Source organism: Flagellimonas olearia (genome assembly GCF_004150225.1).
Classification (GTDB): Bacteria; Bacteroidota; Bacteroidia; order Flavobacteriales; family Flavobacteriaceae; genus Flagellimonas; species Flagellimonas olearia.
In genome coordinates this window covers 193593-220554 of sequence record NZ_ML142913.1, presented here as the reverse complement: position 1 = coordinate 220554, position 26962 = coordinate 193593, and the positions used below count along the sequence as shown (strand labels likewise).

At 44.7% G+C, this 26962-nt stretch carries 20 protein-coding genes and 1 tRNA gene; 11 read left to right on the top strand and 10 right to left on the bottom strand.

Annotated features, from left to right (window positions below; all coding sequences use genetic code 11):
- Positions 1-502 precede the first annotated feature (502 nt).
- The 3 genes from DN53_RS15555 (at position 503) to nagB (ending at position 7548) form a co-directional block, all read left to right on the top strand.
- Complete coding sequence (locus DN53_RS15555) at positions 503-3619, top strand: SusC/RagA family TonB-linked outer membrane protein (RefSeq protein WP_129655744.1); 3117 nt, start codon at positions 503-505, stop codon at positions 3617-3619.
- Positions 3620-3632: 13 nt separating this feature from the next.
- Positions 3633-5324: a SusD/RagB family nutrient-binding outer membrane lipoprotein gene (locus DN53_RS15550; protein ID WP_129655742.1), complete on the top strand. Its 1692-nt coding sequence runs from the start codon at positions 3633-3635 to the stop codon at positions 5322-5324.
- 301 nt (positions 5325-5625) lie between these two features.
- The gene (gene nagB, locus DN53_RS15545) at positions 5626-7548 is read left to right on the top strand and encodes a glucosamine-6-phosphate deaminase (RefSeq protein ID WP_129655740.1); all 1923 of its coding nucleotides are present in this window, start codon (positions 5626-5628) and stop codon (positions 7546-7548) included.
- 71 nt (positions 7549-7619) lie between these two features.
- On the opposite strand, the gene DN53_RS15540 is transcribed toward nagB, so the two are convergent.
- From DN53_RS15540 to dnaE, 8 genes are all read right to left on the bottom strand, one after another.
- Entirely contained in the window at positions 7620-8282 is a 663-nt protein-coding gene (locus tag DN53_RS15540; RefSeq protein WP_242502173.1) for an NAD(P)H-dependent oxidoreductase, read from the bottom strand.
- Between the two features lies 1 nt (position 8283).
- Positions 8284-9015: a GNAT family N-acetyltransferase gene (locus DN53_RS15535; RefSeq protein ID WP_129655738.1), complete on the bottom strand. Its 732-nt coding sequence runs from the start codon at positions 9013-9015 to the stop codon at positions 8284-8286.
- Entirely contained in the window at positions 9012-9461 is a 450-nt protein-coding gene (locus DN53_RS15530) for a DMT family transporter (RefSeq protein ID WP_129655736.1), read from the bottom strand. Before DN53_RS15530 ends, DN53_RS15535 begins: the two co-directional genes overlap by 4 nt.
- 35 nt (positions 9462-9496) lie before the next feature.
- Positions 9497-10120, bottom strand: coding sequence for a Crp/Fnr family transcriptional regulator (locus tag DN53_RS15525; protein ID WP_129655734.1), 624 nt, complete (start codon positions 10118-10120; stop codon positions 9497-9499).
- A 107-nt stretch (positions 10121-10227) separates the two neighbouring features.
- Positions 10228-10301: transfer RNA gene (locus DN53_RS15520), tRNA-Asp, on the bottom strand.
- 125 nt (positions 10302-10426) lie between these two features.
- Entirely contained in the window at positions 10427-11356 is a 930-nt protein-coding gene (locus tag DN53_RS15515) for a DUF58 domain-containing protein (RefSeq protein WP_129655732.1), read from the bottom strand.
- Between the two features lie 82 nt (positions 11357-11438).
- Complete coding sequence (trxA, locus tag DN53_RS15510) at positions 11439-11756, bottom strand: thioredoxin (protein WP_129655730.1); 318 nt, start codon at positions 11754-11756, stop codon at positions 11439-11441.
- Positions 11757-11859: 103 nt separating this feature from the next.
- Positions 11860-16245: a DNA polymerase III subunit alpha gene (gene dnaE / locus DN53_RS15505; RefSeq protein ID WP_129655728.1), complete on the bottom strand. Its 4386-nt coding sequence runs from the start codon at positions 16243-16245 to the stop codon at positions 11860-11862.
- A gap of 152 nt (positions 16246-16397) precedes the next feature.
- Here dnaE and DN53_RS15500 point away from each other — a divergent pair, with 152 nt between their 5' ends.
- The 6 genes from DN53_RS15500 (at position 16398) to DN53_RS15475 (ending at position 22470) form a co-directional block, all read left to right on the top strand.
- The gene (locus DN53_RS15500) at positions 16398-17822 is read left to right on the top strand and encodes a sulfatase family protein (protein ID WP_129655726.1); all 1425 of its coding nucleotides are present in this window, start codon (positions 16398-16400) and stop codon (positions 17820-17822) included.
- A gap of 117 nt (positions 17823-17939) precedes the next feature.
- Positions 17940-18509, top strand: a complete 570-nt coding sequence (locus tag DN53_RS15495) for a 30S ribosomal protein S16 (protein ID WP_129655724.1) — start codon at positions 17940-17942, stop codon at positions 18507-18509.
- Positions 18510-18520: 11 nt separating this feature from the next.
- On the top strand, positions 18521-19051 hold the full coding sequence (rimM, locus tag DN53_RS15490; RefSeq protein WP_129655722.1) for a ribosome maturation factor RimM: 531 nt from the start codon (positions 18521-18523) through the stop codon (positions 19049-19051).
- A 47-nt stretch (positions 19052-19098) separates the two neighbouring features.
- A complete protein-coding gene (locus DN53_RS15485) occupies positions 19099-20529 on the top strand; it encodes a sulfatase family protein (RefSeq protein WP_129655720.1) in 1431 nt (476 codons plus the stop codon).
- Complete coding sequence (locus DN53_RS15480) at positions 20522-21241, top strand: tRNA1(Val) (adenine(37)-N6)-methyltransferase (RefSeq protein ID WP_129655718.1); 720 nt, start codon at positions 20522-20524, stop codon at positions 21239-21241. Before DN53_RS15485 ends, DN53_RS15480 begins: the two co-directional genes overlap by 8 nt.
- A 50-nt stretch (positions 21242-21291) precedes the next feature.
- The gene (locus tag DN53_RS15475) at positions 21292-22470 is read left to right on the top strand and encodes an acyl-CoA dehydrogenase family protein (protein WP_116217089.1); all 1179 of its coding nucleotides are present in this window, start codon (positions 21292-21294) and stop codon (positions 22468-22470) included.
- Here the strand turns inward: DN53_RS15475 and DN53_RS15470 are convergent.
- Together DN53_RS15470 and DN53_RS15465 are read right to left on the bottom strand one after the other, a co-directional pair.
- Positions 22463-24772: an FdhF/YdeP family oxidoreductase gene (locus DN53_RS15470; protein WP_129655716.1), complete on the bottom strand. Its 2310-nt coding sequence runs from the start codon at positions 24770-24772 to the stop codon at positions 22463-22465. The two genes, DN53_RS15475 and DN53_RS15470, sit on opposite strands and share 8 nt — an antisense overlap.
- A 6-nt stretch (positions 24773-24778) precedes the next feature.
- Positions 24779-25147: a DUF7009 family protein gene (locus DN53_RS15465; RefSeq protein WP_129655714.1), complete on the bottom strand. Its 369-nt coding sequence runs from the start codon at positions 25145-25147 to the stop codon at positions 24779-24781.
- Between the two features lie 48 nt (positions 25148-25195).
- On the opposite strand from DN53_RS15465, the gene DN53_RS15460 reads away from it, so the two are divergent.
- Positions 25196-26455 carry a Y-family DNA polymerase gene (locus DN53_RS15460; protein WP_129655712.1) on the top strand — a complete coding sequence of 420 codons (1260 nt, stop codon included), beginning with the start codon at positions 25196-25198 and terminating at the stop codon, positions 26453-26455.
- Entirely contained in the window at positions 26452-26901 is a 450-nt protein-coding gene (locus DN53_RS15455; RefSeq protein WP_129655710.1) for a LexA family protein, read from the top strand. The genes DN53_RS15460 and DN53_RS15455 overlap by 4 nt, the downstream gene beginning before the upstream one ends.
- Positions 26902-26962: the final 61 nt, after the last annotated feature.

The following is a 26962-nucleotide window of genomic DNA, read 5'->3' as shown; positions in this document are numbered from 1 at the left end:
GGTTGTTTGTTCATAGCTCCTTGATGTTAAGCTATCAGGCGAAGTCATTGGTCTAAAAATTTTCAGTAAAAAGTACTTTTATTCCATATTCAAGGAGTAATCAGTATGAATACTTTAGTTTTAGTTAATTGCCTAAACACTGGTCGGTACATTTTTGTTCCGACCAGTTTTGTTTTGTGAAAATAGCTTTCACCTTCCAAAAATCTGAGAGATTGAATGTAACTAACTGAAAAATAATGTATTTCAGAATCTTTCCTTCTGTTAAATTTCCTTTAAAAATTAAGGAAAACACAATATAACCTATGCTATTTTGTGGCTTATGTTTTTTTTATGCCGCCTATTTGTCATTTTAAGAAACAAAAATGCTCTTCGGCTTTTCACCTCCGTTGTTGGTCGAAATTTTTTCAGGAATCTTCAAGTATTAGGGATTTTCACCCCTTATGTTAACTTTTAGTTAATGTAAACTCGACTTTAATCTAACAATCAAAACAAAAAAACTAACATGATTCAAAAACTAAAGTATGTGTTTGTTTTTGCGGCGTTGCTCTCTATACAGGGGATTATGGCGCAAACAATTACCGGAACGGTTTCTGATGAAGCGGGTGTTCCGCTTCCTGGAGTCAACATTGTTGAAAAAGGAACCAGTAATGGTGTATCATCCGATTTTGATGGAAATTACAGCATCACCGTAGCTGATGGCAGCGCTACCTTGGTGTTTTCATCTTTGGGGATGAGAACCATCGAAGTTTCGATCAATGGACGATCGACCATCAACCTAACAATGCAGGAGGATGCAGAGCAACTGGGAGAAGTTGTGGTTACTGCCCTTGGTATCAGTAGGGAGAAAAAATCATTGGGTTATGCGGTAACGGAAGTTCAGGGCGATGAGGTGTCTTTGGTAAAAGAGCCAAACGTGGTGAACTCTCTTGCAGGTAAAGTTGCCGGGGTCGTGGTTTCCAAGACCACTTCTGGTCCTGGTGGTGGTACCCGTGTGGTTATTCGGGGTAACAACTCCATTACCGGGAACAACCAGCCACTATATGTTGTGGATGGTGTGCCAATTGACAACAGTGGTTTAAGTACTGCTGGGGCTGGTGAATACAGTGTTCCGGATTTGGGTACTGGTGTTTCGGATATCAACCCAGACGACATTGAGTCCATTTCCGTACTTAAGGGTCCCAATGCTGCCGCTTTGTATGGGGCAAGGGCAAGTAATGGTGTGGTGATCATTACCACCAAAAAAGGAAAATTGGATACCGGATTGGGTATTTCCCTTACCTCAAGTGCCACTTTTGAAAGCCCGTTTATCCTGCCTAAATTCCAAAATCAATATGGGCGAGGAACCGATGGCCTCTTTCCACAAGTGGATACAGGAGCTCCATTGGCCAACCAAGTGAACACGGTAAGAAGTACCAGTTCTTGGGGTCCACGCTTTGATGGAAGCCAACAATTGGCCTACAATGGCCAGATGAGAGCGTATGAGGCTCAGCCTAACAATGTTGAAGACTTCTTTGAGACTGGGACAAGCTTTATAAATACTGTGGCATTGAGCTCAGGAAATGAGAATACTTCGGTTCGTTTCTCGTACACCAACTCTGATTTGGAGTCCATTTTGCCCAACTCTGGAGTGGATAGGGACAACTTTAACTTGCGTGCCTTCACCAATTTGTCTGACAAGTTGAGCTTGGATGCAAGGGTTACCTACTTCTTGCAAACAGCCAATAACAGACCAACACAAGGTACGGAAGGGGTTATGGCCTACCTATGGCCTTTGGCAAGGAACGTTCGCACCAACGATCTTAAGATTTATCAAGATTTGGACAATCCCATTGATCCAAGTGATCCATATCGGGTAATCGCCCCTACATCATCTGGAGGCAACCCATACTGGATTCTACAACATGATTCCAATCAGGATAGACGTTCCAGAATTACTGGTTTTGCCAAATTGCAATACGAATTTACCGATTGGTTGTCTGCTTTTGTAAGGGTAGGTACCGATGCGATTACACAAGATACCGAGTCCGTTACCAGAACAGGACACCATTTCTTCCCTTCAGGAAGGGTAAATTACGGTAAGAACGATAGAACTGAGACCAACTATGATTTCTTGTTGATGTTCAACAAAGATTTGGGGGACAAGTTCAATCTTAATGCCAATGTTGGTGCAAATGCCTTGCGTTTCTCCACCATTCGTTCAAGTACAAGAGGTGAGAACATCAAAATTCCAGGAAGACCTTTCTTGGACAATACAGAGGAATTGTTCGCTAGTCAGAGTGCCCTTATCAAAAAGAGCATCAACTCTGCGTATGGAGCACTTTCCTTGGCATATGACAACACCATCTATTTGGATGTTACCGGTAGGAACGACTGGTCTTCTGCCTTGGCGGCCGAAAACCGTTCTTATTTCTATAGTTCTGCCAGTTTGAGTGTGCTGTTGAACGAAGCTTTCGATTTGGGAAGTAAGGTGAACCTATTGAAGTTGAGAGGTAGTATTGCCAATGTGGGTAACGATACCAATCCACAGCAGTTGGTGAACTTGTTTAGGATTGCAGCCAACGGATTCTTGGACAATGTTACCGTGAGCAGGGAAAGTACTTTGTTCAGTGAGAGCCTTCGCCCAGAGGATGTTACATCAACAGAATTTGGAGTGGAGTTCAGAGCGTTCAACAATAGGTTCTTTGTAGATGCATCGTATTACGACATCAGCTCCAAAGATTTGATCTTTGACGTGCCTTTGGACCCTGGAACAGGGTTCGATAGATTCAGGACCAATGTTGGGGAACTTAGCAACAAAGGTTTTGAGATACTTATCGGGGGAACACCTATTCAAACAGAGAATTTCTCATGGGATGTTTCTGCCAATATTTCCCGTAACGAAAACAAATTGGTTAGCTTGATCGAAGGACAAGATCTTTTCCAATTCAGTAGCAGTAACTCAGGAACAGTTTCTACAGTTGCCAGGGTAGGTGCCGGATATGGTGATATTGAGGCAACTACTTGGGCAAGAAATGATGCCGGACAGTTGATCGTTACCGCTGAGGGTAGGCCAGTGGCCACTTCGGAAAGAGAGAAGTTTGGGAACTACCAGCCTGATGCTGCAGGTGGTTTTACCAATACCTTCCGTTACAAAAACTTTACCCTTAACTCCTTGATCGATTTTAGGATCGGTGGTGAAGTGTACTCAGCTACAGATGCTGGCTTGGATGCGGCCGGGGTTTCAGAAAGATCTCTTCAGTATAGAGAAGGAGGAATTCTTGTGGATGGTGTCATAGATAACGGAGATGGTACCTATACTCCAAACACAACTACAATCAGTGCCCAAGATTACTGGGGTGCGGTTAGCAATATTGGTTCCGAGTATGTATACGATCAAACCAATGTGAGATTGCGTGAGGTGAGCCTTACCTATAGCTTCCCAAGAAAGATATTGGAAAAGACCTTTATCAAAGGTGCTTCATTGAGTGCAGTGGGAAGAAACTTGTTGTTCATCTATAAGAACGTGGATAATTTTGATCCAGAATCAAGCTATTCCACTTCCAACTTTGGTCAAGGGGTATTGTTCTATGCACTACCTACAACAAGAAGCTTTGGACTTACATTAAATGTAAACTTTTAAAAAATTTGCTACGATGAAAAAAATGAAATTTATGGTATTTGGCCTTCTGAGTATGGTCACAATACTATCCTGTACGAAAAATTTTGACGAGATCAATACCGATCAAAATGGATTTCTCTCCACCGAGGTGAGTGCCAAGTTCTTTTTGACGGATACCCAGTACAAATTGTATTCTCCAGACCGTTTTCCTTATTGGAGGGCACATTTGATCCATACCGATAGATTCGCCGGCCATTTCACATTTGGATTCAACGGTTGTTGGTGGTCCGATGAATTGGGGTATACTTACAATGGAGGTTATACCGATGCCGCTTATGGTTGGTTGGCTGGTTACCTAGGAAACATTAAAGGATTCACCGACTTTGTTAAGGAAGGCGGGGAGCTTGAAAATGAGTACATGTATGCCATGGCCTTGATCATCAAGGGACTGTATTACCAAATGTATACCGAAACTTTTGGAATGGTTCCTTATACAGAAGCTGGTGTTGAAGGTATTTTAACGCCAAAGTATGATGATCAAAAGACAATTTACAAAGGTGTGATTGCCGAATTGGATGAGGCTATGGCCATCATTGGTTCAGCGGAACGTACCGGTCTTGGTGTGGATGATGCTGGTGAAAATGATGTATACTGTGGTGGAGATCTACAGAAATGGAAGCGTTTGGCCAACACACTAAAGCTTAGAATAGGTATGAGGGCTTTGGGTGCTCCTGGCGATGATTTTGCTGCCTCTGCTATCAGCGAAGCACTTGGTGCCCCACTTTTGGATGATACTACCGGTAGTGTTGTCATGAACAAAGATTTTGTGATCAGTCAGTGGGCTGCAGCAGCTTACGGAGATGTTTGGCACAATTTCGGAACGGGTTCCGATTGGACGGTGAGCAGTGCTTTGGTGAACATGCTACAGGACAACAACGACCCTAGGTTGGCTGCTTATGTGAAGCCTGCGAAGGGAGGAATCTTTAAGTTTGTGGACAACCCAGAAACTCCAGATGCGAATTATCAGGAAAGGGTTGACTTTATCATTGGTGCCTTGGATGATGCTGGAGCGGATTATACAACGTCAATGTCTGGAGATACCACCATTGTTGAATTGGCAACGGGTCAGTATGTAGGACAACCATCCAGAATCAATGGGGATACCTATTCTTATGTGCGTTACGATTTGTTCAGTACGCCGAGTGATGCGGTGATTCAACCAAAGACTTCTTCCCAAGTGGATGGGTATCCAGAAATTATCCTTACCAGTGCAGAAGCTTACTTCTTGCAGGCCGAAGCGGTCTTGAAAGGACTTCAAGGAGCCACAGGAGATGCCCAAGATCTGTTCGCCAAAGGAATTAAGGAGGCTATGACCCTATGGGGAATTTCCGGTGGTGATGCCGATACATATATCGCTAATGAAGCTGCTGCGGATATCACAGTAGGGACCTTGGATGAAAAACTTGAGAAGATTGCCCACCAAAGATGGTTGGTAAGCTACACGGATGGTTTTGAAGCTTGGGCCGTTGTTCGTGATACCGGCTATCCTTCTGAATTGGCTGCCGGGGTATCCAACCAGACTATTTTTGCCTTGGGTACACTGAATGGAGATTACCCACAACGTTTACGTTATGGCTCCGGAGCTCAGGACAACCCAAATTTCTCTGCTGTTGCGCCAGCGCAAGGAGAAGACATGCAAGGAACCACCTTGTGGTTTGCACAATAAACCAAATGATGTGAAGCAGTCCATTAAAGGATTTCTCATAGTTTGAGTTAGTTTTATTTAATAGTTAATTTTGGGCGAAGGAAGGGGTTTTCTCTTCCTTCGCTTTTTTTGATTAGGTAGGGCCTATGTGTAAATATCTTGTTTAGAGACGCCTCTTTCGTCCAATGATTTGGGAATTGAAATCCGGAATGCAACAAATGTGTTAAAAAGATAGCGTTATCATAACCTATTCCATTCCATTAAATAAGGACTTGGTGAAAAATTGAAGTATCTTTGTCAATTAACAATATAAGCAACTGTTATGGAAGTAGCCATAGAACCAAAATCAATTCAGTATCAACCTGCGGGCCAATTTGAAGACACACGCTTTGAAAAAATCCACAATGTTATTTTCAATGATTCCAAGACAGGGTCATTGGAAGTGGCCAAGGAAATTGCAAAGCTGATTCGGAAAAAGCAGGAGGCTGGAAAGAAATGTGTATTGGGATTGGCAACGGGATCATCACCCATTAAAGTATATGAAGAGTTGGTGCGCATGCACAAGGAAGAAGGGCTTAGTTTCAAGAACGTGGTCACCTTCAATTTGGATGAGTACTATCCCATGGAGCGGAACAATATCCAAAGCTACCATTACTTCATGCACCAGCATTTGTTCGATCATATTGATATTGATCCCGCGAATGTGAATATACCTGATGGTACCGTACCATCCGATAAACTTCAAAAATATTGTCGCAGCTACGAAAGCCAGATTGAGAAGGCTGGAGGATTGGACTTTCAATTATTGGGGATAGGCCGCACAGGGCATATTGGTTTCAATGAACCGGGCTCGCACTTTAATTCAGCTACCAGGGACATTACCTTGGATCATATTACCCGAGTGGATGCAGCACCTGCGTTCAAAGGTTTGGAAAACGTGCCAAGAAAAGCCGTTACCATGGGGATAGGTACCATTAGAAAGGCAAAACGGATTGTTCTTTTGGCCTGGGGTCAGAACAAATCTGAAATTGTAAGGGATACCATTGAAGGGGAAATAAGCCCAGAGGTTCCCGCTACCTATCTTCAGGAACATTCCAATGCTACCTTTGTGTTGGATAAAGAAGCTGCTGCCCACCTTACCCGTATTGATACACCTTGGTTGGTGCGCACTTGCGACTGGACCCAAGATCTTACCCACAAAGCTGTGGTTTGGCTAAGTTTACAAAAAGAGAAGCCTGTATTGCAATTGACGGACAAGGATTATAACGATTCAGGAATGTCCGATCTGTTGAGTACGGAGCAATCCTCATACGAAATCAATATCAGGACGTTCAATCGCTTGCAGCATACCATTACCGGATGGCCGGGTGGGAAGCCCAATGCGGACGATACCAACCGTCCCGAGCGTGCCACGCCCGAAAAGAAACGTGTGATCATCTTCAGTCCGCACCCAGATGACGATGTAATATCTATGGGAGGTACTTTTGATCGATTGGTTTCCCAAGGACATGAAGTACATATCGTTTATCAAACCTCAGGGAACATCGCTGTGGCCGACCATGAGGCCTTGAAGATAGCCGAGGTGGCCAACTCCATCACAAAGACAGATATATTCTCAAAAGTGATCGAGGACCTTAATGGAAAAACCGAGGAAGATTTTGATTCGGAATTGGTAAGAAAGATTAAAGGAAACATCAGGAGGAGTGAAAGCTACGGGGCCACCCGTTACATGGGGATTCCTGACAGCCAAGTGCACTTTTTGGACCTGCCATTCTATGAAACAGGGGCTATCCGTAAGAAGCCTTTGGGAGAGGATGACATCAAGATCATGAATGATATCATTGAGAAGATTAAGCCCCATCAAATCTATGCGGCGGGAGATTTGGCCGATCCACACGGCACGCACCGTGTATGTTTGGAGGCCTTATTCGCTTCCTTAAAGGAATTGAAGGCCAAACCTTTTATGGATGATTGTTGGGTATGGTTGTACAGGGGAGCTTGGCACGAGTGGGAGATCCACGAGATAGAAATGGCGGTACCGATGAGTCCAGCGCAGGTGCTCAGAAAGCGAAAGGCTATTTTTTATCACCAGACCCAAAAGGATGGGGTAATGTTCCAAGGAGAGGACCTCAGGGAATTCTGGGTAAGGGCCGAGGACAGGAACAAAGAGACCGCACAAAAATACCAAGCCCTGGGCTTGGCAAGCTATGCGGCCATGGAAGCCTTTGTGAGATATCACTACTAAAAACAAGAATTTCTTTATATCAAAAGGCCCATAACAAAGTTATGGGCCTTTTGATTTTTGCCATTTCAGCTTTAGATACGTTCAAACAATAGTTCCAAAGGCTTTCTGACTTTCGGTTGGTTTTGGGTTTTGTCATCGGGACTTCTATAACCAATAGGGGCCACTAGGGATGCATTCAGGCCTTTTTCGGTCAACCCTAATATCTCATTGTATTTTTTGGCTTCAAAGCCTTCCATGGGGCAGGCGTCAATGTGCAGGTCGGCACAAACGGCCAACAAATTGCCCAAGGCCAAGTAGGTTTGATGTTTGGTCCAAGAAGCTTGGGTCTCGTGGGATTGTGCCTCAATTTTCAACTTCATGAAATCCCCATAGCCTTTCAGGTCTTCTACGTTGAGTTGTCTTGCCTTTGCCGTAAGATCGATATATTGATCAATATGATGTGGCTTCACTTCAGCATAATTACAGAAAACAAATAGGTGTGAGGCGTCCACGATTTGACTTTGGTTCCATGATGCGGGCAACAATTTTTCGCGGGTCTCCCGATTCTCTATGATCAATACTTTGTACAGTTGCAGTCCATATGAAGATGTGGATAGCTGCACGGCACGTTTTATGATTTCAAGGTTTTTGTCAGATACCTTTTGATTAGGGTCGAACTTTTTGGTGGCATACCGCCATTCCTGTTTTTGGATGAATTCCATTCCTGTGGTTTTAGGTATTGTACTAGATTGCATATCAGATGTTTTGTGTTTTCAATTGGTAGTTTTCCATTAAAAAAGCATGGGAAAATCCCATTTTTAGATACATATTCTTGGCCATTTCCGAGGCCTGTAAAGTTGCCGTTGATGCTCCTTGGTCTATACCCTTATTTAAAACATGATGCATGATTTCGGTAGCATAGCCTTGCTTGCGTTGGTCAGGGTCAATGCCCAGGGCATGCACTCCCAAGGTTTTTCCGGTAGTGTGCATAATCACGGTGCCAACCAGTTGGTTTTCATGATAAACTAGGAAATAGGGAATCTTGCTTGCGGTTTTTAAGAGGGTTTCCGGACTTATCCTATAATGGAAGGCCCGATAAAATGTGTTGCTCCATGTTTCTGCCTCCAAATCTTGGGTTACACGGACAAATTCAATGCTTTTCTGGGTTTCAAACTTACCTTCGAGAGAAAGACTCATTCCATACTGTAAGGATTTAAGGGAAAAGCCCGCTTCAGCTATTGATGAATTCTTTGTTGAATTCAAATTGAAGTGTGAAAAGATCATGCCTTTGTCGCGCTCCATTTGAATTTCTATTTCTTGGAGAAGTTCTTGGGAAAGGACACCTTGTGTCCAAACACGATTGGGCCATTGTGAATTTTTTATGGTTGATGTGTGAATGCCCTCATGGTTATGGTACCCTTGGAAGGTCTCGCCGGCTATGCTCCACAATTGGGTCAGGTTTTGAATATTTACTAGTGTAGTGTTCATTTTGAATTGATTAAAAATATTCCAGTGATTAGGGCGCCAACGCCGATTAATTTTCTTGGGGTTAGAGGCTCAATGGGGAGGTTCAACCAGCCAAATTTACCCGCCAAGAGGGAAAAGAGCAGTTGTCCGCATAGTCCCAAGGCAATCATTTTTGAAATTCCCAATTTGGGAATGGTATAGAAATAAAGTGAAATACCGATCATACTGAACAATCCGCCTACAAACCATAAATACCAGGGTACTTCATATACTATTTGGGCCGATACTTCCCCTTTGTTTGTAAAAAATATAAAACAGCTCCCAAAAATGGCACTCGCAATGGAGGTAGATACCACCGCCACCACAGGATGTTTGGCCAAAGCACCCAATTGGGTGTTGAAACCGGCTTGAACGGTAAGAAAAACACCTCCTGTGAAAGCTAAAATATAAAGTACAACTAATTTCATGGGACAAAGGTCCGTAGGGTAATCGACTTTTGTCTTTACATATGTTGATTGGGGCTTTTTTCTTTGATTTTTTTTCGGATACGGCTCAATTGGGTGGGGGTAATGCCCAAATGGGAAGCAATGAATTGTAGCGGAATCCGAGCTTCAATATTGGGATGAAGGCTGATGAAATCAAGATAACGCTCCTTGGCCTCCCGTAGCACAATTTCAACCTCCCTTTTTTCCTTATCAATGACCCAATTCTTTTCTAGGTACGAAATGTAAAAATTCTTGAGGTCCTGTTGGGAATCGATCAGCGCTCTATATTTTTTGTAATCAAAACTGATAAGGACTGCTTTTTCAACTACTTCAAGTGCGAAGTGGGACGGCTCGTTTTTTAGGGCAGAGACCATGGAGCCCACTACATGGCCCTCCAAGAAAATATTCTTGTGGTACATATCACCATCTCTGCTCAGGTAATAAGAAACAATGGCTCCTTGATGCAGAATATGGATATGTCTTGATGTTTCCCCAATGGAAAGTAATGTGGAACCTTTGTCCAAAAACTGGATTTTGCCCATTGAGATCAACATGGAAATGGATGCATCACTGACGGAGCTGTATCGATTGAACACGCCTGTGATAAATTCCCTATACGTTTCTATTGGATTATTCTCCATTTGGGCCTTAATAGGGAATCAAGGTACAGTTTTCTTCCAGAAAAAGGAAAGGAAGGGATTACAGGATGTTAAAAACCAAAAAAGCCCCGAAAAATCGGAGCTTTTTGCGGTCTGGACGGGACTCGAACCCGCGACCCCCTGCGTGACAGGCAGGTATTCTAACCAACTGAACTACCAGACCAATGATTTTATCTTGTTAGACTCTGACAACAGTCAGATTCAAATCTTGTTCATTTGCTTTTTTAAAGCGAGTGCAAATATACATTCTCATTTCGTATTCAACAAAACATTTTTTAAAAATAATGGCTAAACAAATTTTTGTCGTTCCACCATGAAGGTGTTCAATACTTGTGAGAAATTGGAACGGACATCCACGCCCACATATTTGACCTTGTATTGGGCGCACTTCAACCGTAGGGCATTGGTGTAATTTTCTACTTCCTGGGCATATCTTTTTTTAATGTTCTCCGCATAGAGATCTATATGTGTTCCAGTCTCCACGTCTACAAAGCGTTTGGGGGTATTCTCAAAATTAAAGTCCATTTCATGTTCCTGGTCCAAAAGGTGAAAAAGGACCACGGCGTGTTTGTTGTATTTTAAATGGCGGAGTGCTTCAAACAGCTTCTCTTCCTCGATCTCGGTCTGGAACATATCCGAAAACAGAAAAATAAGACTGCGACGATGCATTTTTTCAGCAATTTGATGCAGAAAGGTATAGGTCTTGGTCATCTTGGATTTCTCCTTGGTTACGGAAACCTCGTTTAATTTGGAGTACAGCATCTGAAAATGACGTTCACTGCTTTTCTCGTTCGCGTAAAAATTATAGGTGTCCGAGTAGATACTCAGCCCTACGGCATCACGCTGTTTTTTTAAGATTTGCATTAAAGCGGCGATGGACAGAACACCAAAACCTATTTTATTGAGATTGTCAATGGATGGGTTTTTCACCTCCGGGTAATACATGGAGGCCGAGTTGTCCAAGATCATGTGGCACCGGAGATTGGTCTCGTCCTCATATCGTTTTGTATAAAGGCGGTCGGTTCTAGCAAAAAGCTTCCAGTCCAAATGTTTTGTACTCTCCCCGGGGTTGTAGATTTTGTGCTCGGCAAATTCAGCGGAAAACCCATGGAAAGGACTTTTGTGAATGCCACTGATAAAACCCTCAACAATTTGATTGGCCAAAAGTTCAAGGTTTTTAAAAAGGGGTGCCTTATGAAGTTCTGATCGGATGTCCATAAACAGATTCTGGTCTCAATATAAAACAAAAAAGGCTTGGCATTTGCCAAACCTTTTCTAAAATCCAAATAGGAATATTGTTTTACAGTGCCGCATCAATGGCGTCTGTGTATACTTTTTTAGGAGATACACCTACCTGACGGTTCACGATTTCACCATTTTTAAATACCAAAACCGTAGGAATGTTACGTACGCCGTATTTGGCGGCATATTGTTGGTTGGCATCAACGTCAACCTTTCCTACCACAGCCTTTCCTTCATATTCTTGGCTTACCTCCTCGATGATCGGTCCGACCATTCTACAAGGGCCGCACCAAGCTGCCCAAAAATCCACTACGACAGGTTTGTCGCTTTTCAAAACTACTTCGTCAAAAGTTGCATCTGTTATTTCTAGTGCCATCTCATTTGTTTTATTGTTTCGCAAAGTTAGTCAAATATTGCGCATCATCCTTACCGTCAAAGTATTCGTTTTAATTATTGTGCCATCAGCTTAAGCTATGGCGCTAATTTAACTTGTAATGGATGTCATTTTCTTCCAAGGCGGCCAAAAGTTCACTGTTGATCTTTACTTTCTGTTTTCGGCTGGATAGGTTCAGCTTTATCTCATCCTGCATCTCGTAGACCACAAAATTCAGGGGATGGTCGCCTTGGTGGGAACGAAGAGTGTCTTTCAGGGTCTGAATCCTGCTTTCCTGTAAACGGGCTATGTCCAATTTTATGGTAAGTTTTCTGGCATAGGCATCCATGACATCCTGCAATTGTTTAAAATCATTGAACTGCAAGCGGGGTTCCCCTTTTTTGCCAGTTTCCCGGTTTACCCACCCTTCGCGGACAAAGGCTTTGATATAAACAAAGGAATTGATCATTAAAAAATGGCGGAATTTGAGGTATTCTTCCCCAAAAATCCGGAATTCATGGGAATCGGTGTAGTCCTCAAGGGTAAATAGGCCCCATCCTTTTCCGTTTTTGGATACCCGGTGCTGCACGTCGGTGATGACTCCCGCTACCGAGAGTTCTCGGTTTACGTAGTCCTCCAAGCTGGTGAATGCGGATACACTGCTATTGCAGAAAGCCGTAATCTCTTTTTTAAAGTCATCCAAAGGATGGCCAGAAATGTAGATGCCCACCACTTCTTTTTCCCTGCGGAGCTTTTCCATGGTGCCCCAATCCTCGCAGGGCGGTACCACGGGTTCGGGAATCTGCACCTCACTGGCATCTCCAAAAAGACTTACTTGGGAAGAATTTTCATTTTCTTGGAATTTTGCACCGTACTTGACGGCTTTTTCCAAAAAGGTGACCTCGTCCCCTTCATGATGGAAATATTGTGCTCGGTGGGTATCCCCGAACGAATCAAACCCACCGGCCAAGGCCAAGTTTTCAAAGGCTTTTTTGTTGGCGGCCCTCAAATCTACCCGCTTGGCCAAATCAAATACAGATTTATAGGGGCCGCCTTCTTTCCTCTGCTCCACAATGGTCTCCACTGCGGAACGCCCCACGCCTTTAATGGCACCCATGCCAAAACGCACGGCATTGTCCTTGTTTACGGCGAATTTGTAGTAGGATTCGTTGACATCCGGCCCTAAAACCTCCAAGCCCATCCGCTTACATTCCTCCATAAAGAAGGTCACCTGCTTAATGTCGTTCATATTGTTGGACAACACGGCGGCCATATATTCGGCAGGGTAGTGGGCCTTTAAATAGGCTGTTTGATATGCGATGTAGGCGTAGCAGGTAGAGTGACTTTTGTTGAATGCATAGGAGGCAAATGCTTCCCAATCCTTCCAAATTTTTTCCAGAACATCACGGGGATGTCCGTTTTTCTCACCACCATCCAAGAATTGGGGTTTCAATTTTTGTAGTAAGGCGAAAATCTTTTTTCCCATCGCTTTACGCAGTACATCCGCATCACCCTTGGAGAAACCGGCCAACTTTTGGGAAAGCAGCATCACCTGCTCTTGGTATACCGTGATCCCATAAGTTTCCTGAAGGTACTCCTCCATTTCGGGAAGGTCATAGGTAATTTCCTCATCACCGTGCTTACGGGCAATAAAGCTGGGGATATATTCCATGGGTCCCGGACGGTATAGGGCATTCATGGCAATAAGGTCATCAAAAACCGTGGGTTTCAGGTTTTTCATGTGTTTTTGCATCCCGGGCGATTCGTATTGGAATATCCCTACCGTATCACCACGTTGGAAAAGCTCATACGTCTTCTCGTCGTCCAATGGAAAATCATCGGGAATCAAATCCACTCCCGTTCTTGCTTTTACGATTTTTACCGTATCCTTGATGAGTGTCAGTGTCTTCAATCCCAAGAAGTCCATCTTTAGGAGTCCAGCACTTTCCACAACGGAGTTGTCAAATTGGGTCACATACAGGTCAGAATCTTTAGCGACGGATACGGGAACGAAGTTGGTAATGTCGTCCGGAGTGATAATGACACCGCAAGCGTGGATTCCGGTGTTTCGCAAGGATCCCTCCAGAACCCGGGCCATATTCACGGTTTGGCCTTCCAAATCATCCCCTTCAGAGATGTTCAGTAATTCGTGGACCTTCTCCAATTCATCCGATCGGAACTTTTTGCGAAGATCGGCCTCATCAACCCCAAATATTTTGCCCAATTTGGACATGTTGGGGATAAGCTTGGCAATACGGTCGGCATCATTCAAGGGTAAATCCAGTACTCGTGCCGTATCCCGAATGGAAGATTTGGCCGCCATGGTACCATAGGTGATGATCTGTGCTACCTGATTGGAGCCATATTTGTTGATAACATAATCCATGACCCTTCCCCGGCCCTCATCATCAAAATCAATATCAATATCGGGCATGGATACCCTGTCCGGATTTAGGAAACGCTCAAAAAGGAGGTCGTACTTAATGGGGTCAATGTTGGTGATGGTCAAGCAGTAGGCCACCACCGAACCGGCTGCCGAACCCCTTCCCGGTCCAACGGAAACCCCCATGTTCCGAGCTTCGCGGATAAAGTCTTCCACAATAAGGAAATATCCCGGATATCCTGAATTTTCAATGGTGGCCAGCTCAAAATCGATACGTTCCGAGATTTCAGGGGTGATTTCCCCATATCGTTTCTTGGCCCCTTCATAGGTGATATGCCTTAAATAGGCATTTTCACCTCGTTTTCCTCCGTCTGCCTCATCTTCCTTGACCTTGAATTCCTCTGGAATCTCAAACTTGGGGAGAAGGATGTCACTGGCGAGGTCATAGGGAGTTATTTTGTCCACAATCTCTTTGATGTTCAGAATGGCTTCAGGAATATCCTTGAAGAGTTCCTTCATCTCATCTGAAGATTTGAAGTAGTACTCTTGATTAGGCAGTCCGTAGCGGTACCCTCGACCTCGACCTATGGGCGTGGCCTGTTTTTCACCGTCTTTTACGCAGAGCAGGATATCGTGTGCCTCGGCATCTTTTTTGTCACAATAATAAGTGTTGTTGGTGGCCACCAGCTTTACATCATGGTCTTTGGCCATCTGCACCAAAACCTGGTTCACCCGGTCTTCATCTTCCTGTCCATGGCGCATCATTTCTATGTAGAGGTCATCGCCAAATTGTTCTTTCCACCACAATAGGGCTTCTTCGGCCTGCTTTTCACCTACGTTCAATATTTTATTGGGTACCTCACCATAGAGGTTTCCGGTAAGGGCAATCACATTTTCCTTGTACTGCTCCACAATCTTTTTATCGATACGGGGCACATAATAAAATCCATTGGTGTAGGCAATGGAAGACATTTTGGCCAGATTTTGGTAACCCGCCTTGTTTTTGGCCATCAAAACAATTTGATAGCCGTAGTCCTTTATATTTTTATTGGTGTGATCTTCGCAAACGTAAAATTCGCATCCCACAATGGGGGTGATTTCCGTTTCGGTGACAGGTTCTCCTTTTTCCTCCAGTTCGGCATTTCGCTCCTTGACACCTTTATTGTGGGCCATGATTTCTTTTACAAAGTGAAAGGCGCCCATCATATTGGCATGGTCGGTTAGCGCAACGGCCGGCATACCATTGTTGGCGGTGGCCTTTACCAAATCTTTTATATTGATGGTGGATTGGAGGACCGAAAATTGGGAGTGGTTGTGAAGATGTACGAAAGGGGCATCTTCCAAGGTTTCTATGTTCTCTTGGATTTCCGCTTCGGAAATGTCCCCGGTATCTTGTGCCCAAAGGGCATCTGCAATTTTTTTGGATGCCGCTTTTAGGTTGATGTGCTTTAATCCAATGAGTTGGATTTCCTGTGGATTGGCCTCGGAAAAACGTTCAAAATAGTCAGGCTGAACATCCAGTTCTTGGGCAGTGAACTGCTTTTTTCGAACCAGCTCCAAGAAGCATCGCGTAGTGGCTTCAACATCGGCAGTGGCATTGTGGGCCTCGGCAAAGGGCTCTCCAAAAAGAAATTCGTGAAGCTCGGTAAGCGTGGGCAGCTTAAATTTGCCTCCGCGGCCACCGGGAATTTTACAGAGTTCCGCGGTATGTTCCGTACAGGTGTCCAGAACGGGTAGTTCGGTCAAGAGGCTGTCCATCCCTTTTCGATGGAATTCACACCCCATGATATTGACATCGAAACCTACGTTTTGTCCCACGACAAACTTGGTGCGTTCCAAAGCTTTTTTGAAAGCATCCAACACATGGTCCAATGATTCTCCTTCTTGCTCCGCCAAAGCCGTGGAGATACCATGGATTTGCTCAGATTCATAGGGGATGTTGAACCCGTCGGGTTGCACCAAAAAATCTTGATGCTCTACCACATTGCCCATTTCATCGTGCAGCTGCCACGCAATCTGCACACACCTTGGCCAATTGTCCGTATCGGTTATGGGGGCGTCCCAGCGCTTGGGCAATCCTGTGGTTTCGGTATCAAATATTAGGTACATGTGCTCGCCGTTTTCGGAGTGGAAAAATCAATGTCTAAAAATATACAAACATGAAGGTTTTATAAAATGTAGTTTTTAGGATTTATCAACTGATTTATGGAGTCGCGTTTTATACTGGCATTCCCTATATTTAAGGAATAAAGTCATTTTAAATGGGAATAGGTATCAAGTTGTCGCGATCAATCGTACTTGCTTTTCACTGTATTTTTTGGGGAAGCTTTTTTAATGGGAATGCCCAAGAAAATTTAAAACGTCCTCCAAATTTCATCATCATTTTTGCCGATGACCTTGGGTATGGGGATTTAAGCGTATATGGAAACCCGACCATCCATACGCCCCATTTGGACCAAATGGCCTTTGAGGGACAGAAATGGACCAACTTTTATGTGGGTGCCAGTGTTTGTACCCCCAGCAGGGCAGCACTATTAACGGGAAGGCTCCCGGTTAGAAGTGGGATGGCCAGTAACAAGTACCGAGTGCTCTTCCCGGATTCGAAAAATGGGTTGCCCGGCAGCGAGATCACTTTGGCCGAACAATTAAAGAAGGCTGGGTATGCCACTGCCTGTATCGGAAAATGGCATCTGGGGCATAAAGAACAATACTTGCCTACGAACAATGGGTTTGATTATTATTTTGGAATTCCTTACTCCAATGATATGGACCGGGTCGTGGACTATCCCCAAGGAGGATATTGGAATCAGCAGAATGAGGATATCAAAACTGAACACTTCAATGTGCCCTTGATGTGTGGAACAGAAATCATAGAACGGCCTGCCAATCAGAATACCATTACCAAGCGATATACGGAAGAGACCATTTCTTATATCAAGGAGAATAAAAGCAAGCCATTTTTTGTGTATTTGGCCCATAATTTACCCCATATTCCCTTGTTCGCTTCCCAAGAAGCGATGGGGAAGAGCAAACGTGGATTGTATGGCGATGTAGTCGAAGAGATTGATGATGGTGTCGGAAAGATTTTGAAGACCCTTGAATTGGAAGGGTTGGCTGAAAATACCATTGTGGTCTTTACGTCCGATAATGGGCCTTGGTTGCCTTTTAAAACCAATGGGGGTAGTGCCGGGTTGTTGAAAGCTGGGAAAGGTACCACATGGGAAGGCGGAATGCGGGAACCCACCATTTTTTGGGGACCAGGTAACATTAAGCCGGGATTGGTCACGGATTTGGGTTCGACCATGGACCTCTTCACCACGTTTAGCAAGATGGCCGGAGTGGAAATTCCGAAAGACCGAATCATGGATGGCGTGGATTTAAGTGAAACCTTGTTGTATAAAAATCCAAGCCCAAGGAAAAGCGTTTTGTATTATCGGGGCACTGATCTCTATGCAGCCCGATGGGGAGATTACAAAGCGCATTTTATTACGCAGGGGGCTTATGGGCAATTCGGTGAGCGAAAAGAACATGAAATACCCTTGCTCTTTAATCTGAACCATGATGCATCCGAACAATTCAATATTGCAGAAGGAAATGATTCCATCATCCAGCAAATCAAGGAGGTGGTCCACGAGCATCAAACAAAATTGGTAAGGGGCAAGGATCAATTGGCCGAAAGGGAATAGAAAGTTCACACAAACATTGTGCATTAAAAGAAATCAAGTATATTTGCACCCGCTTAAGAGACAAGCGATTAAAAAGAATTAATAACAAGGGTCGGGCACCCTACAAATTAATGTGATATGCCAGTTAAAATTAGACTTCAGAGACACGGTAAAAAAGGTAAACCATTTTATTGGGTGGTTGCCGCAGATTCCAGAGCAAAAAGAGACGGTAAATTCTTGGAAAAATTGGGTACATACAACCCCAATACCAATCCTGCCAGCATCGATTTGGATATTGATGGTTCTGTAAAATGGTTGCAAAATGGTGCGCAGCCTACCGATACTGCCAGAGCTATTCTTTCTTACAAAGGAGTTTTGTTGAAGCACCACTTGTTGGGTGGTGTTCGCAAAGGTGCTTTGACCGAAGAGCAAGTTGAGGAAAAGTTCAAAGCTTGGTTGGAAGAGAAAGAAGCTGCCGTTCAAGCCAAGAAAGATGGATTGAGCAAGGCTGAGGCTGAAGCCAGGGCAAAAGCTTTGGAAGCAGAGAAGGAAGTCAACGAGAAAAGAGCCGCTGCCGCTTTGCCAGAAGAGGAAGTAGCTGAAGAAGTTGCCGAGGAAACTACTGAGGCCGCTACAGAAGAAGTTGCTGCTGAAGCTCCTGCTGAGGAGGCTCCTGCCGCTGAGGAAACTGCCAAAGAAGAAGAATAGAAGAGAAGACGATGCGCAAGGAAGATTGCTTCTACCTGGGCAAAGTCGTTTCAAAATATAGTTTTAAGGGCGAGGTGTTGGTCAAGTTGGACACCGATGAACCCGAAATCTACGAAAACATGGAATCAGTTTTTGTTTCATTGGGAAACAATCTGATTCCATTTTTTATTGACCGTTGTCGGTTGCACAAATCCAATCTGCTCCGCATCGATTTTGAAGAGGTCAAGGATGAGGCCACCGCGGATAAGATCATAGGCTCGGAACTGTACCTTCCCTTGGAAATGCTCCCACCACTTACTGGGAACAAATTTTATTTCCATGAAGTCATTGGGTTTGCATTGATGGATGAGGTCCATGGAAATATCGGGACCATAGTCTCCATAAATGACAGTGCTTCGCAGGAACTGTTTGAAGCTAAAAAGGATGGGAAGGAACTTCTGATTCCCATCACCGATGATATCATAAAGAAAGTAGATCGCGAAAAGAAGGAAATCCATGTGAGAACACCGGAAGGTCTCGTGGAATTGTACTTGGATTCGTAAGATTTGCGGTTTTCACCTATATTTAGGGCAACCTTTTATTTTACGATATGTTTCGATATTTCTTTGTATTTCTTGTTTTAGGACTGATTTCTTGTGGAGAAAAGAAGGCTCCAGTCAAGGAGGAAGAGCGTTCGCCCAATATAGTATTGATTTTTACGGATGATCAGGGCTACCAAGATGTTGGGGTCTTTGGTTCGCCTAATATCAAAACTCCCAATCTGGACCAAATGGCTGCAGATGGGGTAAGAATGACCAACTACTATGCGGCCCAAGCCGTATGTTCCGCTTCCAGGGCTGGAATTTTAACGGGTTGCTACCCCAATCGAATCGGTATCCATAATGCATTGGGGCCTGGAAACACACATGGTATCAATGATACGGAGACCACCTTGGCCGAAATGTTGAAGGAAAAGGGCTATGCAACGGCCATTTATGGGAAATGGCATTTGGGGCATCACAAAAAGTTTTTGCCCACACGCCATGGGTTCGATGAGTGGTTCGGAATTCCATATTCCAATGATATGTGGCCCTATCACCCACAGCAGGGAACCATTTTTAATTTTCCAGATTTACCACTTTACGAAAACGAGACCGTAATCGATACCTTGGTGGAGCAATCCCAATTGACAACCCGGATTACAGAGCGTAGTGTGGATTTCATCAAAAGGAATAAGGACAACCCTTTCTTTTTGTACGTGCCGCATCCACAACCCCACGTACCCTTGTTCGTTTCGGAAAAATTTAAGGGTAAGTCGGAAAGAGGTTTGTATGGTGATGTGATCATGGAAATAGATTGGTCTGTGGGCCAGATCATGCAAGCACTCAAAGACAATGGACTTGAAGAGAATACCATGGTCATCTTTACTTCGGACAACGGGCCTTGGCTTTCCTATGGAAACCATGCCGGAAGTGCCCTCCCCCTTCGGGAAGGAAAGGGTACCGCTTGGGAAGGAGGACAACGTGAGCCATTTATTATGAAATACCCGAAAAAACTTAAGCCGGGGAGAACAGTAGATGTGCCCATGATGGCCATAGATATACTACCCACCATTGCCCATGTCACCGAATCCAAATTGCCAGAACAAGTGATCGATGGTAAAAATGCATGGTCCATTTTAACGGGTGAGCGTGCAGAGCCCGTGCAAGATGCCTACTTTTTCTACTATCGGGTCAACGAAATGTTTGGGGTGCGGTATGGGAAATGGAAAATGTATTTCCCGCATCGCTACCGGACCATGGATGGTCAGGAACCAGGAAAAGATGGGCAACCAGGAAACTACAGATATGTTGATATGGAGGAAATTGAGCTCTACGATGTAGTCAACGATGTTAGTGAGACCAACAATGTGGCCGATGCGCATCCCGAGGTTGTGGCTGAGATAAAGGTTTTGGCAGATAATATGAGACAACGATTGGGAGACTCACTTATGGAACAGGAGGGTTCTGAAACCCGAGAGCCGGGTAGGGTGAATGAGTAAGCCTTTTCAATTTAAACAATTCACGGTACACCAAGACCGCTGTGCCATGAAAGTGGGTACGGATGGTGTCTTGCTGGGAGCATGGGCTTCATTGGAACACCAACCCGATTCCATCTTGGATATTGGTGCAGGCACAGGATTGATTGCCTTGCAGATGGCACAACGATCTACTGCCGAACTTATTGATGCCATTGAGTTGGATGAAGCGGCTTACGAACAATGTGTTGCCAATTTTGAAGCCTCAGCATGGTCAGACCGACTGTTCTGTTATCATGCGGGATTGGATGAGTTCGTGGATGAGATTGATGATCAATACGATTTGATCGTTTCCAATCCGCCGTTCTATTCGGAGAATGTTTCCAGCGGAGATGCCTCACGGGATCAAGCCAGACAGAACAATTCATTGCCCTTTGATGAACTTATTGAGGGAGCAACAAAACTTCTTTCCGCCACGGGTGTTTTTTCGGTGATTGTTCCTTTTAAGGAAGAGAAAGGGTTTATTGCCATGGCCAAGGAATCTGGATTGTTCCCAAATAGGATTACTAGGGTGAAGGGAAATCCAAAGACTGACTTCAAAAGGAGTTTGATGGAATTTGGACGCTCCGAAACCGACACGTTAGTGGATGAGCTCATCATAGAGGTCGAACGACACCAATACACGGAGCAGTATACAGATTTGACGAAATCATTTTATTTGAAAATGCAACAGTGATAGATTAAATTGTTAAATTTCAGCATAACTTTTAGATAAATTTTTTCCGAATGAAGCCTGATCTATTTGAAGCACCGGATTATTATAATCTTGACGACCTTCTATCTGAAGAGCATAAGTTGGTAAGGGATGCTGCCCGCCAGTGGGTGAAACGGGATATTTCTCCCATCATAGAAGAATACGCCCAAAAGGCGGAGTTTCCCAAACAGATTATCAAAGGTTTGGCCGAAATAGGTGCTTTTGGTCCGTATATTCCGGAGGAATACGGAGGGGCAGGCTTAGATCAGATTAGCTATGGATTGATTATGCAGGAGATTGAACGGGGGGACAGCGGGGTGCGCTCCACGGCTTCGGTACAGTCTTCCTTGGTCATGTATCCCATTTTTGCCTACGGATCTGAGGAACAGCGTAAAAAATACTTGCCTAAACTGGCCACGGGCGAATGGATGGGCTGTTTTGGTTTAACGGAACCCAACCATGGTTCCAATCCCGGCGGTATGGAAACTAAGTACAAGGATATGGGGGACCATTACCTGTTAAATGGGGCCAAATTGTGGATTTCCAATTCTCCCTTTGCCGATGTCGCCGTAGTTTGGGCCAAGAATGAAGAAGGCCGTATTCATGGTTTGATCGTGGAAAGGGGCATGGAAGGTTTTTCCACCCCGGAAACCCATAACAAATGGTCACTTCGGGCCTCGGCCACAGGGGAACTTATCTTTGACAATGTAAAGGTTCCCAAGGAAAACCTGTTGCCCGGTAAAAGTGGGTTGGGTGCCCCGTTGGGTTGTTTGGATTCCGCCCGATACGGCATTGCCTGGGGCGCCATTGGAGCTGCCATGGATTGCTATGATACCGCTTTGCGGTATGCCAAGGAGCGCATCCAATTTGGAAAGCCCATAGCTGCCTATCAACTACAGCAAAAGAAATTGGCCGAAATGATCACCGAGATAACCAAGGCCCAGTTGTTGGCCTTTCGTTTGGGGCAATTAAAGAATGAAGGACGTGCCACCACGGCCCAAATCTCCATGGCCAAACGCAATAATGTGGACATGGCCTTAAAGATTGCCCGGGAAGCCAGACAGGTTCTGGGCGGAATGGGAATCACCGGGGAATACAGCATCATGCGCCACATGATGAACCTGGAAAGCGTGATTACCTACGAAGGTACCCATGACATCCATTTGTTGATCACTGGGGCTGATATTACCGGAATTCCTGCGTTTAAGTAGGTAATAATACCTTTTCAACCGTTACCCTAATGGATTTGCTGATGGGAGTTTGGCTTTTATCTGCAAAATGATTGTGGGGGACCAACAAATTGGTTTCGGGGAAATAGGCGGCCATGTTCCCTTTGGGAATTTCATAAGGGATGACCAAAAATTGTTCCGCGGTCCGTTGGATACCATCATATTCACTATGTAGATTTACAACATCCAGTTTTTTCAGTTGATGCTGCTCCATGTCATCTTGGTTCATGAACACCACGCGACGCTCATTGTGAACACCTCGATAACGATCGTTCAGTCCATAGATGGTGGTGTTGAACTGGTCATGTGACCGAATGGTCATCAGCAAGAATTCATCCATCTTTAGTCCATGGTCTGGCAATGTATTGATGGTAAGCTGTGCCATGCCGTTGGGCAACATTCTAAAGTCCCGTTCCCGAACATTGTTGGGTAGGTAATACCCAAAGCCTTTGGATTGTTCACTGGTGTTCTTGAATCCTTTTACGGTTTTATCGATTAAACTCCGGATAAGATCGTAATCCGCTCCCAAAGCTTCCCAGTCCATGGCATGTTTTCCTTTAAAATAGGTGTTTGCCATCAATGAGATGATTTCCGGTTCACTTTTGATATGCTCGGAAGCGGGTTTCAGCAAACCTTTGCTTTGACGTACTTTTCCGGTGCTGCTCTCCATGGTCAGAAATTGAACGGAGCCTTTCTTCTCATCTTTCTCCGAGCGACCAAAAGTGGGAAGCAAAAGAGCCGTTTTACCGGTAATCAAATGACTGCGGTTGAGCTTGGTGCTGATCTGTACCGTTAAGCTGCAATTTTGAAGGGCTTTGGCCGTGTATGCTGTATCCGAGGCTGCCATGGCAAAATTCCCACCCAAACAGACAAAGACCTTGGCCTTGTTTTCATGCATGGCATGGATGGCCTCTACAACATCGTATCCTCGTTGGGCAGGAGGCTCAAAACCAAGATGTTTACGAATCCGTTGGTTCAATCCTTCATTGACAAAGTGGTGGATGCCCACCGAGCGGTCCCCTTGCACATTGCTATGTCCCCGAACGGGACACGTACCCGCAAATGGTTTTCCTATGGCTCCTTTCAAAAGTAAGATGTTCACATACTCCTGAATGCACTCCACGGCATTCTTGTGTTGGGTGATGCCCATGGCCCAACAGACCACTATTTTGGAATTTTCGGCCAATAACCGAACGGTCTTGTCAATTTTTCGCATGGAAACCCCAGTTCTCCTCTGAAGTGTTTCGTAATCGTAGCGTTTTAAATCTTTCAGTAATTCATCATAGCCGTCAACATATTCCACAATGAACTCATGGTCCAGAACATTGCTGTTTTTGGCATCGAGGGCCACCAATTTCTTTAAGATCAGTTTGGCGAGTGCAATGTCCTCATTGATACGAACAGGAAGGTGCAGGTCCGCAATGGGCTGCCCACTGCCCAACATGTCCGAAACGTTTTGCGGATTTTTAAAGTTTACCAGTCCTGTTTCCGCCAAGGGATTGATGCTGATGACCTTTCCTCCGTTCTTTTTGCATTTTTCAAGGGCAGAGAGCATTCTGGGATGGTTGGTGCCCGGGTTTTGGCCCACAACCAAAATAACTTCGGCACCATAGAGATCGTCCAAGGTTACTGAACCTTTTCCAATGCCCAGGGTCTCGGATAGTGCCACTCCGGATGATTCATGGCACATATTGGAACAATCGGGCATGTTATTGGTGCCCAAGGCACGGGCAAACATACCATACAAATAAGCGGCTTCGTTGCTGGATCGCCCCGAAGTATAAAAAATAGCCTCGTTGGGGTCGTTTAACTGATGGAGTTCATCAGATAGTAAATCATAAGCCTCCTGCCATGCAATGGGCTCGTAATGTACTTTTCCCGGTTTAAGGACCATGGGCTCTATGATCCGACCCAACTTGTTGAGTTCATAATCGCTGAGTTGGGACAGTTCTTCCACGGAATGCTTACTGAAAAATTCGGCACCTATATGTTCATGGGTGGCTTCGTCGGCCAGCGCCTTGGCCCCGTTCTCACAATATTCCGCAACCTTGGAGGGGTGTTCGGGAACGGGCCACGCACAGCTGGGGCAACGAAAACCGTCTTCTTGGTTCATCTCTAGCAATGCCTTCATGGAGCGTACAATGCCCATTTCCTTGAAGCCGTGCCTTAGGGCTTCTTTTACCCCCAAGAAGCCGGCAGCGGTATGCATGGGTTCCTTAAGGCGCAATCCGGTAAATTGGATATCGCCCGTAAGGGAAATATTTCGTTTAAATTCTTTTTCCATGAGGGTTCAATGTTGCAGTTTGGGGTTGGGGTAATTGTCCGATTGGTCTTCCATGGTATTGTCCAAACAGGTAAAATCCTTCTCGAGGAGGAGGTGGAGTTCCGTTCCGTTCTTGGTAATGAAGGTGTGTTCAAATCCAATACGTTCATCCAAATCCCAGTTTTTTGCCAGCTGTTCGGAAACACTTAGGGTAATCCGGTTGTTTTCATACGAAGACGAGAGGGTCTCTTCAGTTTTACTGAGTTGTACCGCATAGCGGAACAGATTTTCCCCGAAAGAGGTGGTCTCCATAAAAAAACCTTCTTCACAAAGCTGTTTTACTTCGCTCTGAGTCAGTCTAAAACGTACCGAATTACCTCGTATCCTAATTTTCATCACAACAGATTTGCTAGGTAATTTAGCAAAAATCGAGTACTTTGAGGCATGTTTGCGTTGGTGGATTGCAATAACTTCTATGCGTCATGTGAGCGGGCCTTTCAGCCTCAGTTCAATAACATCCCTGTGGCCATTCTTTCCAATAATGACGGTTGTTTTATCTCACGTAGCGATGAGGCCAAGAAATTGGGCCTCCCCATGGCGGCCCCAGCATTCAAGTACAGGAAGTTCTGTGAAGAAAATGGGATAAAGGTGTTTTCGTCAAACTATCCTTTGTATGGTGACATGAGTACCCGGGTGATGAATATTCTGGGAACGTTTACCCCGGACATGGAAGTGTACAGTATTGATGAGGCCTTTTTAAAGTTTGATGGATTCAAGGACTATGATTTTGATGCGTATGGAAGGGAGATACAATACAAAGTGCAGAAATGTACGGGAATCCCCATCAGTATAGGGATTGCTCCAACCAAGGCGCTGGCCAAGGTGGCCAATAAGATTGCCAAAAAATTAAAATCCCGGACTGGAGGGGTTTTTGTGATCAAATCCGAAGAAGGGCGGATAAAAGCACTCAAATGGTCAAAAATAGAGACGGTTTGGGGTATAGGCCATGGAAACTTAAAACGACTTCAGACCAGAAATGTTGAAAACGCCTTTGATTTCACCCAGTTGCCCGATGAATGGGTAAGAAAACAAATGGCCATTGTTGGGCTGCGGTTGAAAAAAGACTTGGAGGGCATACCTACCTTGGATTTGGAAGATGATGCCCGGGATAAAAAAGCGATTGCCACCACACGAAGTTTTGAAAGTACATACTCCAATATCGAGGATATCCGGGAGCGGATTTCGACCTTTGCGAGCAGTTGTGCCGAAAAACTTAGGGCCCAAAAGAGCAGTTGTAACCATATTGTGGTCATTTTAAGAAGTGACCGGCACAAAAAGAACGAACCCCAGGACAGGGGCACTGCCATTATAACCTTGCCCTATGCCACGGATTCCAGCCTTACCATTGGCAATTATGCAGTCAGGGCGGTAGATACCATTTTCAAAACTGGGGTCAAGTACAAAAGGGCAGGAGTGATCGTATCTGGTCTGATTCCCACCAACGAGCGGCAGTTAGACCTGTTTTCATCAGAAAACCCAAAACATCATAAAATCATGCAGGTGATGGACAGCATGAATGATAGGTATGGGGATTACAAGATGAAAATAGCCAATCAAGATTTACAGCGAACCTGGAAAATGCGTCAAGAGCATCTTTCCCCAAGATATACAACGGACATCAATGACATCATTGTAGTAAAATGACCTCAAAAAAACCTCAAGAAACCAATTCGCTCACGTTTTTTACCCCAGATGATGAGCAAAGCTTGGACATCCCCATTTCCAGAAATACCGTCTCCGCAGGGTTTCCATCCCCGGCCGAGGATTTCAAGCAAAAACGGATCAGTCTGGACAAAACTTTGGTCAAGAACAAGGAAGCTACGTTTTATGCAAGGGTCAGTGGCCAATCCATGGTAGGTGCTGGGCTCGATGATGGGGATTTATTGGTCATTGACAGAAGTTTGGAGGGGGAAAACGGAAAAATAGCGGTTTGTTTTTTGGAAGGGGAATTTACCGTGAAACGATTGCTGATGGAAAAGGATTCCATAACACTAATGCCGGAAAACAAAGCGTATAAACCTATCAGGGTATCCAAGGATAGTAACTTATTGATATGGGGAATAGTGACTTACGTTATAAAGGCGGTTTGATGAAAAAAATCGCCTTCGACCCCATTAATCGAAAACCTTTGCTATCTTTGTCTTGTTGTGT

Bases quoted from the DNA above. Each gene is read 5' to 3' on its own strand.
- dnaE (WP_129655728.1), bottom strand. From the start codon at position 16,245: ATGTACCTAATATTTGATACCGAAACCACAGGATTGCCCAAGCGCTGG.
- DN53_RS15475 (WP_116217089.1), top strand. From the start codon at position 21,292: ATGAAGCCTGATCTATTTGAAGCACCGGATTATTATAATCTTGACGAC.
- DN53_RS15500 (WP_129655726.1), top strand. From the start codon at position 16,398: ATGGGAATAGGTATCAAGTTGTCGCGATCAATCGTACTTGCTTTTCAC.
- DN53_RS15550 (WP_129655742.1), top strand. From the start codon at position 3,633: ATGAAAAAAATGAAATTTATGGTATTTGGCCTTCTGAGTATGGTCACA.
- DN53_RS15465 (WP_129655714.1), bottom strand. From the start codon at position 25,147: ATGAAAATTAGGATACGAGGTAATTCGGTACGTTTTAGACTGACTCAG.
- DN53_RS15525 (WP_129655734.1), bottom strand. From the start codon at position 10,120: ATGGAGAATAATCCAATAGAAACGTATAGGGAATTTATCACAGGCGTG.
- nagB (WP_129655740.1), top strand. From the start codon at position 5,626: ATGGAAGTAGCCATAGAACCAAAATCAATTCAGTATCAACCTGCGGGC.
- DN53_RS15470 (WP_129655716.1), bottom strand. From the start codon at position 24,772: ATGGAAAAAGAATTTAAACGAAATATTTCCCTTACGGGCGATATCCAA.
- DN53_RS15515 (WP_129655732.1), bottom strand. From the start codon at position 11,356: ATGGACATCCGATCAGAACTTCATAAGGCACCCCTTTTTAAAAACCTT.
- DN53_RS15460 (WP_129655712.1), top strand. From the start codon at position 25,196: ATGTTTGCGTTGGTGGATTGCAATAACTTCTATGCGTCATGTGAGCGG.
- DN53_RS15530 (WP_129655736.1), bottom strand. From the start codon at position 9,461: ATGAAATTAGTTGTACTTTATATTTTAGCTTTCACAGGAGGTGTTTTT.
- DN53_RS15480 (WP_129655718.1), top strand. From the start codon at position 20,522: ATGAGTAAGCCTTTTCAATTTAAACAATTCACGGTACACCAAGACCGC.
- DN53_RS15555 (WP_129655744.1), top strand. From the start codon at position 503: ATGATTCAAAAACTAAAGTATGTGTTTGTTTTTGCGGCGTTGCTCTCT.
- DN53_RS15485 (WP_129655720.1), top strand. From the start codon at position 19,099: ATGTTTCGATATTTCTTTGTATTTCTTGTTTTAGGACTGATTTCTTGT.
- rimM (WP_129655722.1), top strand. From the start codon at position 18,521: ATGCGCAAGGAAGATTGCTTCTACCTGGGCAAAGTCGTTTCAAAATAT.
- DN53_RS15495 (WP_129655724.1), top strand. From the start codon at position 17,940: ATGCCAGTTAAAATTAGACTTCAGAGACACGGTAAAAAAGGTAAACCA.
- DN53_RS15540 (WP_242502173.1), bottom strand. From the start codon at position 8,282: ATGCAATCTAGTACAATACCTAAAACCACAGGAATGGAATTCATCCAA.
- DN53_RS15455 (WP_129655710.1), top strand. From the start codon at position 26,452: ATGACCTCAAAAAAACCTCAAGAAACCAATTCGCTCACGTTTTTTACC.
- DN53_RS15535 (WP_129655738.1), bottom strand. From the start codon at position 9,015: ATGAACACTACACTAGTAAATATTCAAAACCTGACCCAATTGTGGAGC.
- trxA (WP_129655730.1), bottom strand. From the start codon at position 11,756: ATGGCACTAGAAATAACAGATGCAACTTTTGACGAAGTAGTTTTGAAA.